The organism is Curtobacterium sp. P97 (genome assembly GCF_023712445.1).
In the GTDB taxonomy this organism is placed as follows: Bacteria; Actinomycetota; Actinomycetes; order Actinomycetales; family Microbacteriaceae; genus Curtobacterium.
This window is the reverse complement of record NZ_JAMAYF010000005.1, coordinates 154,699-167,775: the sequence shown is the minus strand read 5'-3', so window position 1 is coordinate 167,775 and position 13,077 is coordinate 154,699. Positions and strand designations below refer to the sequence as shown.

General features: G+C 71.3%; 11 protein-coding genes. 8 read left to right on the top strand and 3 right to left on the bottom strand.

Features of this window, described 5'->3' with window-relative positions; translation table 11 throughout:
• The first annotated feature begins 18 nt into the window (after window positions 1-18).
• The gene (locus M3677_RS07245) at window positions 19-741 is read left to right on the top strand and encodes a 1-acyl-sn-glycerol-3-phosphate acyltransferase (protein ID WP_066653708.1); all 723 of its coding nucleotides are present in this window, start codon (window positions 19-21) and stop codon (window positions 739-741) included.
• A 187-nt stretch (window positions 742-928) separates the two neighbouring features.
• Window positions 929-2,272, top strand: coding sequence for a class II 3-deoxy-7-phosphoheptulonate synthase (locus M3677_RS07240; RefSeq protein WP_144411431.1), 1,344 nt, complete (start codon window positions 929-931; stop codon window positions 2,270-2,272).
• Window positions 2,273-2,510: 238 nt separating this feature from the next.
• Here M3677_RS07240 and pknB read toward each other — a convergent pair whose 3' ends face one another.
• Together pknB and M3677_RS07230 are read right to left on the bottom strand one after the other, a co-directional pair.
• On the bottom strand, window positions 2,511-4,553 hold the full coding sequence (gene pknB, locus M3677_RS07235) for a Stk1 family PASTA domain-containing Ser/Thr kinase (RefSeq protein WP_251160130.1): 2,043 nt from the start codon (window positions 4,551-4,553) through the stop codon (window positions 2,511-2,513).
• Window positions 4,554-4,665: 112 nt separating this feature from the next.
• Window positions 4,666-5,931: a LysM peptidoglycan-binding domain-containing protein gene (locus tag M3677_RS07230; RefSeq protein WP_251160129.1), complete on the bottom strand. Its 1,266-nt coding sequence runs from the start codon at window positions 5,929-5,931 to the stop codon at window positions 4,666-4,668.
• 171 nt (window positions 5,932-6,102) lie between these two features.
• Between M3677_RS07230 and M3677_RS07225 the strand changes: the two genes are divergently transcribed.
• The gene (locus M3677_RS07225; protein WP_251160128.1) at window positions 6,103-6,459 is read left to right on the top strand and encodes an Rv2175c family DNA-binding protein; all 357 of its coding nucleotides are present in this window, start codon (window positions 6,103-6,105) and stop codon (window positions 6,457-6,459) included.
• Between the two features lie 153 nt (window positions 6,460-6,612).
• Here the strand turns inward: M3677_RS07225 and M3677_RS07220 are convergent, their stop codons facing one another.
• A complete protein-coding gene (locus tag M3677_RS07220) occupies window positions 6,613-7,710 on the bottom strand; it encodes a polyprenyl synthetase family protein (RefSeq protein WP_251154927.1) in 1,098 nt (365 codons plus the stop codon).
• Between the two features lie 146 nt (window positions 7,711-7,856).
• Between M3677_RS07220 and M3677_RS07215 the strand changes: the two genes are divergently transcribed.
• The 5 genes from M3677_RS07215 (at window position 7,857) to M3677_RS07195 (ending at window position 13,075) form a co-directional block, all read left to right on the top strand.
• Complete coding sequence (locus M3677_RS07215; RefSeq protein ID WP_066653735.1) at window positions 7,857-8,258, top strand: DUF3040 domain-containing protein; 402 nt, start codon at window positions 7,857-7,859, stop codon at window positions 8,256-8,258.
• 753 nt (window positions 8,259-9,011) lie between these two features.
• A complete protein-coding gene (gene mraZ, locus M3677_RS07210; protein WP_058729729.1) occupies window positions 9,012-9,443 on the top strand; it encodes a division/cell wall cluster transcriptional repressor MraZ in 432 nt (143 codons plus the stop codon).
• A 108-nt stretch (window positions 9,444-9,551) separates the two neighbouring features.
• Window positions 9,552-10,508 (top strand): 16S rRNA (cytosine(1402)-N(4))-methyltransferase RsmH, encoded by a 957-nt coding sequence (gene rsmH, locus M3677_RS07205; RefSeq protein WP_251154929.1) that lies wholly within the window; start codon window positions 9,552-9,554, stop codon window positions 10,506-10,508.
• Between the two features lies 1 nt (window position 10,509).
• Entirely contained in the window at window positions 10,510-11,256 is a 747-nt protein-coding gene (locus M3677_RS07200; RefSeq protein ID WP_209683087.1) for a hypothetical protein, read from the top strand.
• Between the two features lie 49 nt (window positions 11,257-11,305).
• The gene (locus M3677_RS07195) at window positions 11,306-13,075 is read left to right on the top strand and encodes a penicillin-binding protein 2 (RefSeq protein ID WP_066653741.1); all 1,770 of its coding nucleotides are present in this window, start codon (window positions 11,306-11,308) and stop codon (window positions 13,073-13,075) included.
• The last annotated feature ends 2 nt before the right edge of the window (window positions 13,076-13,077 follow it).

Here is a 13,077-nt window from a genome sequence, read left to right as displayed (position 1 = left end):
CCCGAACTGGAGTCGACGATGACCTACTGGCTGCTCAAGAACTTCCTGCTCGGCCCGCTCATCCTGACGCTCTTCCGACCCTGGGTCGTCGGCCGTGAGCACGTGCCCGCGAAGGGCCCGGTGATCTTCGCGTCGAACCACATCTCGTTCATCGACTCGGTGATCCTGCCGGCGGTGCTCGACCGGCGGATCTCCTTCCTGGCGAAGAGCGACTACTTCACCGGTCGGGGCCTCAAGGGCTGGGCGACGAAGACCTTCTTCAACGCCATCGGGCAGCTGCCCATCGACCGCTCCGGCGGCAAGGCGTCCGAGGCGTCGCTCCACACCGGGCTCCAGGTCCTGGCACGCGGCGAGCAGCTCGGCATCTACCCCGAGGGCACCCGCAGCCCGGACGGCAAGCTCTACCGCGGCCGCACCGGCATCGCCCGGATGATCCTCGAGGGCCGGGTGACCGTCGTGCCGGTCGCGATGGTCGGCACGCGCGAGGTGCAGCAGATCGGCCAGAAGTTCCCCAAGTTCAAGCGCGTCGGCGTCGTCTTCGGCAGGCCGCTCGACTTCTCGCGCTTCGAGGGCTTCGAGACCGACCGGTTCATCCTGCGCAGCGTCACCGACGAGGTCATGCACGAACTCGCCGGACTGAGCCGCCAGGAGTACGTCGACGTCTACGCGACGAGCGTCAAGGAGCGTGCCAGCAGCGCTCGTGAGCAGGTCATGAAGGACCGCCGCACGCCGACCGCCTGACGGGCGACCGCCGTCGTCGCCCCCGCGTCACGCGGGAGCGGCGGGTCGGGCGCGGACGGTAGGATCTGAGCACTCCGGCCCCGGCCGGACCGGCCTGCGCGCAGGCCTCCCGCTCCCGCCCGACCCAGAACACCGAGGTACCGCCTTGATCGAGTCGACCGACGTCGTCGCCCTGCAGGATCCGGACGTGATCGAGGGTCTCGACCACTGGCGCACCCTGCCGATCAAGCAGCAGCCGACCTGGCCCGACCGCGCCGCGGCCGAGGCGGCGTCCGCCGAGATCGCGACGCTGCCGCCGCTCGTCTTCGCGGGCGAGGTCGACAAGCTCCGTGACCGGCTCGCCGCAGCGGCGCAGGGCAGGGCGTTCCTGCTGCAGGGCGGCGACTGCGCCGAGACCTTCGCCGGAGCCACGGCGGACTCGATCCGTGACCGTGTGAAGACCATCCTCCAGATGGCCGTCGTGCTCACCTACGGTGCCTCGACACCGGTGATCAAGATGGGACGCATGGCGGGGCAGTTCGCCAAGCCGCGGTCGAGCGACTTCGAGACGCGCGGCGACGTGACGCTGCCGGCGTACCGCGGCGACATCGTGAACGGCTACGACTTCACCCCGGAGAGCCGCCAGGCCGACCCCCGCCGCCTGGTGCAGGGCTACCACACGGCCGCGTCGACGCTGAACCTGGTCCGTGCCTTCACGCAGGGCGGGTTCGCCGACCTGCGGCAGGTGCACTCGTGGAACAAGGGCTTCGCGTCGAACCCGGCGAACGCCCGCTACGAGCACCTCGCGAAGGAGATCGACCGCGCGATCCGCTTCATGGACGCCTGCGGAGCCGACTTCGAGGCGCTGAAGCACACCGAGTTCTACGCCTCGCACGAGGGGCTCCTCATGGACTACGAGCGGCCGATGACCCGCATCGACTCGCGCTCCGGTCTCGCCTACGACACCTCCGGCCACTTCATCTGGATCGGCGAGCGGACCCGCGACCTCGACGGCGCCCACGTCGACTTCCTGTCCCGCGTGCGGAACCCGATCGGTGTGAAGCTCGGCCCGACGACGACCGTGGACGACATGAAGGCCCTGGTCGACACGCTCGACCCGGAGCGCGAGCCCGGTCGTCTGACGTTCATCACCCGGATGGGTGCGGGCAGGATCCGCGACGAGCTGCCGAAGCTGCTCGAGGCGATCAAGGGCATGGACGCGAACCCGCTCTGGGTGACCGACCCGATGCACGGCAACGGCCTGACGACCCCGACGGGCTACAAGACCCGTCGCTTCGACGACGTCGTGGACGAGGTCCTCGGCTTCTTCGAGGCGCACCGCCAGGTCGGCACCTACCCGGGCGGCATGCACGTCGAGCTCACCGGTGACGACGTCACCGAGTGCCTGGGCGGCTCCGAGCAGATCGACGAGGCGACCCTGGCGACGCGCTACGAGTCGCTGTGCGACCCGCGGCTCAACCACATGCAGTCGCTCGAGCTCGCCTTCCTGGTGGCGGAGGAGCTGAGCGCCCACCCCTACCAGCGGCCGTAGTCGCGACCGCACGCCGGACGGGAGGCGCGGTGCCAGCCGGCACCGCGCCTCCCGTCCGTCCGCTCGTCGCCCGCCCGTCCTGCCCGGCCCCGGTCGCCCGTCCTGCCCGGTTCCGGTCGTACGACCTGCCGCTCACGTTCCGCGCGGACGGCACGTCGTGCGACCGCAGCGACCGCCGACGGCACGTCGTGCGACCGGAACCGGCGAGCAGTCGAGCAGCCGAGCGGCCGCCTGGCGGCTACTGCTCGTAGGAGAGCGTGATCGTGTCGCCGCGGTACACCGTGGAACCCTGGACCGGGTCCGTCGCGGTGACCGGGAGCGCCGACTTCCAGTCGTAGAAGCGGCAGAGCACGTTCGTGCAGTCGGGCACCTTCACGTCGAGGCCGAGGTTCTCGAGCGTGGAGGTCGCCTCGTCGATGGTCTTGCCGGCGACGTCGGGCAGCGTGATCGGCGTCGGGCCCTTCGAGAGCACGAGGTCGACGGCAGAGCCCTGCACGGCGGGGGAGTCCTCGACGCTGGACGAGATGACCTGCCCCTTCGGCACGTCGTCGCTGTAGCGCTCCTGCTGCGCCCCGACGACCAGACCGACGGCGTCGAGCGCGGCGGTCGCGCCGTCGAGGGTCTTGCCCGTGACGTCCGGGACGGCGCCGAGCGAGACCGTGAGCGTGACCGGCCCGCGTTCGGCGTACTCGCCGACGGAGGACAGGTCGACCGTCTGCCCGTCGGTGCCCAGGCCCTTCGCCGCGATCACGGTGTCCTCCGGAGCGTCGGCCGAGAACTCGTACTGGTCGTCCTGCAGCTGGAAGTCGTCGTCCAGTGCGGCCGTCACGGTCGACAGCGGTTGCCCGACGATCGCGGGCAGGGCGATCATCCGCGGGCCGTCCGACACGACGATCCGCACCGGGGTGCCCTTGCGGACCTCGCGTTCGGCCGCCGGCTTGGTCGTCGACACCTGCCCCTTCGCCACGACGGCGTCGTACCGGCTGTCGGTCTCGGCGGTGGGCTGGAGCCCCTGTGCCTGGAGCAGCTGCCGGGCCTGTGCCACGGACTTCCCGGCGACCTCGGGGATGCGGACGTTGCCCCAGGGCCCCGGACCGAGGGCCCAGCCGACGACGCCGGCGATGATCGCGAGGACCACGACGACCGCGAGCAGGATCCACCCGCGCTTCCGACGCTTGACGGACTTGTCGGCGAGGCGTTGCGCCGCCGGGGAGAGCGTCCCGGGCTGGGCTCCCGTGCGTCGGGGGCCGGGCGCACCGCGGCGGGCCGGAGCAGCGGGCGCACCGCCCGTCGTGTCGGCGATCACCCGGGTGGCGTCGTCCTGCTCGGGGCCGTCCCACCGTCCGGACGCATCGGCCGAGGAGGGCGACGCGCTGCCGGCCGGCAGGATCGCGGTGGCGTTCTCCGGACGCAGCACCGCGGTGCGGTACTGGCCGGTCGCGCGCTGCTGGTTGCCCGACATGTGGTCGAGCATCTCGCGGGCGTCGCGCGGACGGTCTGCGGGGTCGCGGGCGGTGGCCCAGGCGACCAGGTCGTCGAGCTCCGGCGGGACGCCCGGCTCCGCGGCGCTCGGCACCGGGACCGTGTCGTTGGCGTGCTGGTAGGCGATCTGCATCGGCTGGTCGCCCTTGTAGGGCTGCTCGCCGGTGAGCATCTCGTAGAGCATGATGCCGAGTGCGTAGATGTCGCTGCGCGAGTCGGCGGCGCCGCGCGTCACGAGCTCGGGGGACAGGTACGCGATCGTGCCGAGCAGGGCTGCTCCGGTGGCCGTGTTCGCCGTGGTCGCCCGCGCCAGGCCGAAGTCGCCGAGCTTGATGCGCCCGTCGTCGGCGAGCAGGACGTTCTCGGGCTTGAGGTCGCGGTGCACGATGCCGGCACGGTGCGCCGACGCGAGGCCGGCGAGCACGGCGCGCAGGATGTCGGTGGCCTGCTCCGGGGTGAGTGCCCGGTGCTCCTGCAGCAGGTCGCGCAGGGTGATGCCCGGGATGTACTCCATGACGATGTACGCCGTGTCGTCCTCGGCACCCTGGTCGTACACGCCGACGAGGTTCGGGTGGGAGAGCCGGGCGGCCGAGCGGGCCTCCTGGATGAAGCGCTCACGGAAGGCCTGGTCGTCGGCCAGGTGCCCGTGCATGATCTTGATCGCGACGCGACGCTCGAGCCGGACGTCGGTGGCGAGGTACACCGTCGCCATGCCCCCGCGCGCGATGCGCGAGCGCACGCGGTACCGCTGGTCGATCATGCGACCGATCATCGGGTCCGTTGCGGCGTTCGTGGTCATCGGCGGCATTCTACGAAGGGCTGCCGGTACGGTCCGACCTGACGCACCGACCGTGACCCAATCTCGATCTCGAGGATGAGTCGGCTGTCCGGCCGACCAGACGGGCGGGACCTCAGAGCGAGGCCAGCAGGGCGCGCGCGGTCTGCTCCCACTTCGCGTACTCGTTCGGGTACGCGGAGACCTGGACCGCCTGGGCGGCGTCGGTCAGGGCCATCGACGACCACCCACGCACGCCGAGCAGGCCGCGGGTCTTGCCGGGGTTGCCCACGAAGAACAGTTCGGCGGCGGTGGCCGGGTCCTGCAGTGCTGCCGACGTGCCCCAGCCCTGGCTCGGACGCTGCTGGAACAGGCCGACGGAGTCGCGGTCGCCGTGCGACAGGTTGCGCAGGCTCGACTCCTGCAGAGCCGCTGCGAGGGCGATCACGATGCCGCGGTCGGGGACGCCGAGGGTCCGGCCGACGCTGACGATGGTGGCCGCGTTGCGCCGCTGCTCACCGGTCAGCTCGACGCCGTTGACGCTGCCGACGGCCGTGGTCACGGCACCCCCGGTCGGCGTGGTCGTCGGCTTCGAGGTCGCAGCGGGCAGCACGAGGGTCTTCCCCGCGTAGATCGTGCTCGTGTAGCTGAGGCCGTTCGCCGCGAGGAGTGCCTTCACCGACACCCCGTGCTTCGCCGCGATCGCCCCGATGGTGTCGCCGGCGACGATCTTCACGCTCGACGCCCGGGCAGGTGCGGCCGGCGCGGTGCTCACGGCAGGCGCCGGCTTCGCGGCGGGTGCCGTCCCGGCGCGGGGGATGGTCAGGGTCTGGCCCGGGTAGATCAGCGAGCGCTGCGAGAGGTTGTTCGCGGCGAGGATCGCCGAGGTCGACACGCCGACGCGGGCGGCGATGCCGGACACGGTGTCGCCCGACTTCACGTGGTAGCTGCCGCTCGTGCTCGACGTCGCGGGTGCTGCTGCGGGGGCGGCGGGTGTCGAGGACAGGTGCAGCGTCTGCCCGGGGTGGATGATCGTGTTCCAGCCGAGGCCGTTGCGGACCAGGACCTCCTGCGCCGAGAGCCCGAAGCGCGCGGCGATGCCCGAGACGGTGTCGCCCTGACGCACCGTGTAGGTGGTGGGGGCCTTCGACACCGCGGCGACCGTGGTGACGGTGGTGGTCGACGGGCGGGCGACGGCGGTGCCGAACACCGGGCGCTGGCCCACGTTCCGGTCCTCGTCCACGTGCCGCTTCTTCGCGGCGTCGTCGTGCCGGGGCTCGGCGTGCGCCACCGGGCCGGTGAGGCCGGCGGTCACGGCGATCGTGCCCGCGAGGACGATGGGCATGGTGGCGAACCGGGCGGATCGAGCGCGCCGGGCGGCGTCGTCTGCAGCGTTGTCCACGGGTTGTCTCCTGTCCTGGGTGAGCCGTGCGCGGGAGCGGGTACTCACAGGTGGCTCCACGCTGACATGGCGTGATTCCCAAGTCAACCAGAGAGCCGCGTGTTGCGCGTGTGACTCGTGTGATCAGCGTGACGGCACGACGCAGGCCGGTGCTCTGGCAACATGGGGCGGGTGAGTGATGGACCCACCGACGACACGACCCTCTCCGAGCGCTGGCTGACGGTGCCCGACCTCGTGGACCTGCTCGGGGTGAGCCCCGGGCGCATCCACCGCCTGTTCGAGCAGAAGACGCTGCTGGCTGCCCGCGTGGGCGGCGTGCTGCGGGTGCCGAGCGAGTTCCTCGACGGCTCCGAGCCGATGCCGGAGCTGCGCGGCACGCTGATCGTCCTCGGTGACAACGGGTTCTCCGACGACGAGGCGGTCCGCTGGATGCTCTCCGAGGAGCCCGCACTCCGCACCTCGCCGATCGCCGCGCTGCGCGCCGGCCGCAAGGCCGAGGTGCGCCGCGTCGCACAGTCCCTGCTCTGAGCCCGGGAGCCGACCCGGCGCCCTGGACCGGAGACCCGTCCCGGCGGGCTGGCTCGCGCAGCAGGAGCCGCCCCGGTGAGGACGATCTGGTGACGGACGGGAGGCCCGTGGCGGTGTCGCCACGGGCCTCCCGTCCGTCGTCGTGGTCGGCGTCTAGGCGACGCGGCTGCTGACCGTGTCGGCCAGCGACAGCAGCTGGTCGCGCGCCGACGGCGTCAACGGCGCGGCCTCGAGCGCTGCCTTCGCGCGCTGCACGTGCCGGTCGATCGAGCGCTCGACGGCGGCGACCGCCCCGGACTCGGTGAGCGTGGCGCGCAGCATCTGCACCTGCTCCTCGTCGAGGTCGGGGTCGCCGAGCAGCTCGTCGAGCAGTTGCCTCGGGCCGGGCGGGAGCGCCTTGCGGGCCGAGGCGATGAGGACGGTGCGCTTGCCCTCGCGGAGGTCGTCGCCGGCGGGCTTGCCGGTGACCTCGGGGTCGCCGAACACACCGAGCACGTCGTCGCGGAGCTGGTACGCGACGCCGAGCGGCAGGCCGAAGGACCGCAGGCCCTCGAGCTGCGCCTCCGAGGCGCCGGCGACCAGGGCGCCGATGACGAGGGGTGCCTCGATCGAGTACTTCGCCGACTTGAAGACGATGACCCGCTGTGCCCGCACCAGGTGCTCGGTCTCGTCGATCGTCGGCCAGGCGGTCTCCTCGTGCACGTCGAGGTACTGCCCCGCGGTCACGTCGAGCCGCATCGTGTGGAACTCCTGGCGGACGATGCGTGCGCGCGCCGGGTCGAGGAGCGCGAGCCCCTCGTCGAAGACGGAGTCGCTCAACGAGAGCAGGACGTCCCCGAGCAGCAGCGCCGAGTTCGTGCCGTACAGCGAGCGGTCGCCGACCCAGCCGGACTCCTCGTGCAGGGACTCGAAGCGCCGGTGCGCGGCGGGACGACCACGACGGGTGTCCGAGCGGTCCATGATGTCGTCGTGCACCAGGGCGGCGGCGTGGAAGATCTCGAGCGCGGCGGCCACCGTGACGACGGCCTCGGCCGTGGTCTGGCGGGAGCCCTCGGCGAGGGGGTCGAAGGACCCCGAGCGGCCCGCCACGGACTGCCATCCCCAGTAGCAGAACAGCGCTCGGAAGCGCTTGCCGCCGGACAGCAGGTCACGGGCGTACCGGTCGAACGGCGCGAGGTCCGGGCTGATCGCGAGGAGCCGATCACGCTGCTCGTCGAGTGCCCGTCCGACCCGTGCCGAAACGAGGTCCACTAATCGCGTACTCTCAGCCACGACTCCTACCCTAGTGGAGCGGTCGAGTCATAGAATCGGTCCACTTCAGCGATGCCACAACCCGGCGGCAGCGCGGCACACCAGCGGTCGTCAGACAGCATCCCCAGGAACAAGAGGGAAACGAGATGCCACTCTCGGAGCAAGAGCAGCGACTCCTCGAAGAGATGGAGCGGAGCCTCTACCAGAACGACTCCGACTTCGTGGCGCGTGTCACGCGCCGCCAGGGACGTGCGAGTTACACGTCCATCACGATCGGTGTGCTCGGTGCCCTCGTGGGGATCGCCATCGTCATCGTGGCGCTCGTCGTGAAGCAGCCGTGGCTCGGGCTGCCGGGCTTCGTGGTGATGCTCGCCGGCGTGCTCTACGCACTGCGCCCGGGGATGCGGATGTCGAAGTCCGGGGCGAAGGCGCCGCGGGCGAAGGGGCAGTCCGCGGGTCGGCCGTCGCGCCCGTCCTCCTCCGGTGGCTCCTTCATGGACCGCATGAACGAGCGCTGGGACAAGCGCAACGACCCGGGGCAGCAGTAGCCGCACCGCACGCCCTCCACACGCCTCCACGGGGCCGGTCCTTCGGGACCGGCCCCGTCGTCGTGTCCGGGGTCGCGGTCGTGCTCGTGGCCGCTGCTCCGCGCCGTCCGCCCGGAGCGCCCGTGGCGCCCGTGGCGCCCGTGGCGCCCGTGCCCGCGCTCGCACCCCATGCTCCTGCCGCTGTCCCTGGCGAATCCGGGCGTGCCTGGTCGAACCGGGCGTAGTGGGTGGAACCGGGCGTAGTGGGTGGAACCGGGCATAGCTGGCGGAACCGGGGGTAGCTGGTGGAACCGGGCGTACCGGGTCGAACGGAACCATCAGGTATGCCCGATTCCGCCTGCCATCGCGGGTGTGATGGGAAGGAACGGGCGCGACGGCGCGACGCGCGCGACGGCGCGTCGGCGCGAGGGGCGCGATCTCGCGAGGGGCGCGACGTGCGCCACGGGCGCGATGGGCGTGAGCACGCATCGGACGGGAGGCGCGGGGCGGTCGTGCGCCGAGCCTCCCGTCCGGCGCGCCCTCGGCTGCTCCCGAGCCTGCGAATGTCCTCCACTTCCCTCCACCCCCTCCACTCCGCTCCACGCCCGCGTGCTTCCGGGGAAGTGCCGCGCAGAGAGGCGAGCTACGAGCTCCGGTGACCACCCCAGATCGGGGGATCGGGGCAGATTCGGGAGCGCCGACCGTTCCGCGGGGAGCGAAGTGGAGTAAAGTGGGGATCACGACGGTCCGGTGGAGCGGAGGGGAGGCCCCGACGTGCTGCTCGGTACCCATGCCCCGAAGCTCGACGAGAAGGGTCGCGTGATCCTCCCCGCCAAGTTCCGGGACGAACTGTCCGGCGGACTCGTGATGACCCGTGGGCAGGAGCGCTGCGTCGTCGTCTTCAGTGCGGACACGTTCGAGCAACTGCACGAACGGATCCGGACGGCTCCGATGACGTCGAAGCGCACCCGGGACTACATGCGCCTGTTCCTCTCCGGAGCGAGCGCGGAGACCCCGGACAAGCAGAACCGCGTGACGATCCCGCAGAACCTCCGTGAGTACGCGGGGCTCGAACGGGACCTCACGGTCATCGGCAGCGGTGACCGTGCCGAGATCTGGTCGACCCCCGCGTGGGAGGCCTACTACGCCGAGGTCGAAGAGGGCTTCGCCGACAACGACGAGGAGGTGATCCCGGGGATCTTCTGATCCGCGGATCGGGACTCCCAGCCGTGGTGCCCTGACACACCTTCCCCGGTGTCAGGTCGCATGGATGGGGATCCGGGTGCGTGGCCCAGACGGTCACAGGGGCTGCACATGGCCGAAGACCAGCCGAAGTTCCCGCACACGCCGGTGATGCTCCAGCGCATCGTCGACCTGTTCGTCCCGGCCCTCGACGGCCCGGGCAAGGTCGTCGTCGACGCGACCCTCGGCATGGGTGGACACTCCGAGGCGCTGCTCGAACGGTTCCCGGAGCTCACGCTCATCGGGCTCGACCGCGACACCGACGCCCTCGGCATCGCGGGGGAGCGGCTCGCCCGCTTCGGCGACCGCGTGCGCCTCGTCCACACCGTGTACGACGGGATCGTCGACGCGGTCGAGGGCGAGGGGTTCCGTCAGGTCGACGGCGTGCTGTTCGACCTCGGCGTCAGCTCGCTGCAGCTCGACCGTGCCGAGCGCGGGTTCGCCTACAGCCAGGACGCCCCGCTCGACATGCGGATGGACCGGACCGAGGGGCAGACCGCCGCCGACGTCCTCGCGACCTACGACGAGGGCGAGCTGCGCCGGATCTTCCAGCGGTACGGCGAGGAGAAGCTCGCCGGCCGGTACGCCCGCGCGATCGTCGAGCGTCGCACCGAGCGCCCGTTCGCGATGTCGGGTGACCTCGTCCAGGTGCTGCACGACGCGACACCCGTGGCCGTGCAGCGGCAGGGGCACCCGGCCAAGCGCGTGTTCCAGGCGCTCCGCATCGAGGTCAACGCCGAGCTCGCCGTGCTCGAGCGGGCGATCCCCGCCGCGCTCGACGTGATCGCGGTCGGTGGTCGGATCGTCGTCGAGTCGTACCAGTCGCTCGAGGACCGCCTCGTGAAGCGGGCACTGGTCGAGCGCACGACCTCGAGCGCCCCGGCAGGACTACCCGTCGAGCTGCCGGAGCACGCTCCCACCTACTCCCTCGTCGTCAAGGGCGCGGAACTGGCCGACGAGGCCGAACGCGCCGCCAACCCCCGAGCCATCCCCGTGCGCCTGCGCGCGGCCGAGCGGATCCGGAAGTGACATGAGCACGAACCTCGCACTCGTCGACCCCGTCGGCGCACCGACCCGTGCCCCGCACCCACCGCGCCGGGAGCGACCCGAGCTCGTCGAGGTCGCGCCGTCCAGGGCGCAGCGCCGAGCACGGCCGAAGATCGCCTACGCGGTGGTCGGCGTCGTGTCGCTCGGTGTGCTGCTCCTCGCGCAGCTCGGCATCAGCATGGTGCTGAGCCAGGGGGCGTACACGCTGGACTCGCTCGGCGCCGAGCAGACGGGGCTCTCCCGGACGCAGCAGTCGCTGTCCGAGGAGCTGCGGGTGCTCGACTCGCCGCAGAACCTGGCGCGCAACGCCAAGGCGCTGGGGATGATCGCGAACTCCACCCCGGTGTACCTCGACCCGAAGACCGGCCACGTGTACGGCACGCCGACCCCGGCGGCCCCCGACGAGGCGACCGCGAGCGGCGACAACCAGGTGCCGAACGCGCTCCTCGACCCGGTCCCGCTCGCCGCCGGCCCGGACGCGTCCGCCGGCGGGGCGAGCACGACCGACGGTGCCGCCGGCACCGGTGCGACCCCGGCCGACGGCACCACGAGCACGACCGGCGGCAGCACGGACACCAGCGCGGGCGGGACGTCGGCGACCGGTGCCCAGCAGGCTGCTGCGACGGCCGACACTGAGAAGAGCGCAGGCACCAGCGAGTCGGGACGGACCGGCTCGACCACCGACGTAGAGTCCGACGCGAACCCGCTCCAGGCACCCACCACCCGGTGACCTGCGGGCGGGATCAGACTGCCGCACCACCCGGGAAGGACCGCACCGCGTGACGAAGACGATCCGCAACCCTCGACTGCGCTACAGCGTGGTGATCATCGCCGTGATCGCCCTCGTGGCGGTCTTCGTGATCCGACTGGTCGACATCCAGGTGGTGCAGGCAGCGGCGCTGAACGAGGCGTCGAAGGCGAAGCGGAGCATCCCGGTCACCATCTACGGCAACCGCGGTGCCATCGTCGACCGCAACGGCACCGAACTCGCGGAGAGCGTCAACCGCTACAACATCGTCACCTCGCCACGACTCGTCGCGGGCTTCGACGGCAAGCTCGGTGGCGAGCGCACGAAGAAGGTCTCGGTGGACGACGCCCTGCAGGCGTTGGCGAAGGCGTCCGGCGGTGACGTGCAGGCGATGCAGAAGGCGATCGCCGCCGACCCGAAGTCGGACTTCGCCTACCTGGTCAAGGGGCTCGACGTGAAGCACTACGAGGCGGTCGTCGCCCTCGGCATCCCGTGGGTCTACAAGGAGCAGCAGTCCGCCCGCGTCTACCCGATGGGTGCCACCGGCGGTGCGCTGACCGGGTTCATGGGCACCGACGGCGCCCAGGCCGGCCTCGAGTACTCGTACGACCAGTGCCTCGCGGGCAAGAACGGCTCGGAGACGTACGAGCGCGGCGAGGACGGCGTGCAGCTCCCCGGGAGCACCCGGACGACGGAGCAGGCCAAGGACGGCGGCACGCTCGAGACCACCATCGACAGCGACCTGCAGTACATGGCGCAGCAGACGATCGCGTCGGCGGCGCAGTCGCTGCAGGCGGAGTCCGCGACCGCGACCGTCGTGGACGTCAAGACCGGTGAGCTCCTCGCCGTCGCCGACTGGCCCACCGTGGACCCGAACGACGTCGACGCGACCACGGACAAGGGTGCGTACGGCTCGCGTGCGCTGACCTCGACCTACGAGCCCGGTTCGACCATCAAGGCGGCGATCGCGGCCGCGCTCATCGACCAGGGCAAGTCGAGCCCGACCGACCGAGCGGTGGTGCCGTACTCGCGGTCCTTCCCGTGGGGCGGCAAGATCCAGGACTCCGAGCTCCACCCGACCGAGAACCTGACGCTGACCGGCATCCTGCAGAACTCCTCGAACGTCGGCATCACCGAGCTCGGCGAGCGGCTGTCGACCCAGCAGCGGTACGACTACATGAAGAAGTTCGGCCTGTTCGAGCCCGAGTCGGCGATCCAGTACCCCGGCCAGCCGGGCATGCAGTACGGCGCGAGCCCGGACTGGGACCAGCAGACGAACATCAACTCGATGTTCGGGCAGGGCATCTCGACGACCGCCGTCCAGGTCGCGAGCGTGTTCCAGACCCTCGCCAACCAGGGTGTCCGGATCCCGCTCCACATGGTGAAGGGCTGCAAGACCTCGGACGGCAAGATGATCGACGCGCCCGACGTGGAGGGCACGCGCGTCGTGTCCGCTGCGGCAGCCGACCAGACCGTCAAGATGCTGCAGAGCGTGGTCACGGGCGGCACGCTCGTCGGGATGAAGCCGATCTCCGGCTACAACATCGCGGCGAAGACCGGTACCGCCGAGGTCGCCGAGGGCGGGAAGGGCTACGGCGGCCAGCGCATCACCTCGGTGGCCGGAATGGCACCCGCCGAGGACCCCCAGTATGTTGTCACGGTGACGTTCACGAAGCCGCAGACCAACAAGTGGTCCAGCGGAGCGGCTCCGGCGTTCCGCACTCTCATGTCCCAGGTGCTCGAGAAGTACCGAGTAGCCCCCTCCACGGCCGAGGCGCAGCTGTACCCGTCCACGTGGTGAGG

Coding starts and splice junctions, on each gene's coding strand:
- rsmH (WP_251154929.1), top strand. CDS start 9,552: ATGGCCGAAGACCAGCCGAAGTTCCCGCACACGCCGGTGATGCTCCAG.
- pknB (WP_251160130.1), bottom strand. CDS start 4,553: ATGACCACGAACGCCGCAACGGACCCGATGATCGGTCGCATGATCGAC.
- M3677_RS07215 (WP_066653735.1), top strand. CDS start 7,857: ATGCCACTCTCGGAGCAAGAGCAGCGACTCCTCGAAGAGATGGAGCGG.
- M3677_RS07200 (WP_209683087.1), top strand. CDS start 10,510: ATGAGCACGAACCTCGCACTCGTCGACCCCGTCGGCGCACCGACCCGT.
- M3677_RS07245 (WP_066653708.1), top strand. CDS start 19: ATGACCTACTGGCTGCTCAAGAACTTCCTGCTCGGCCCGCTCATCCTG.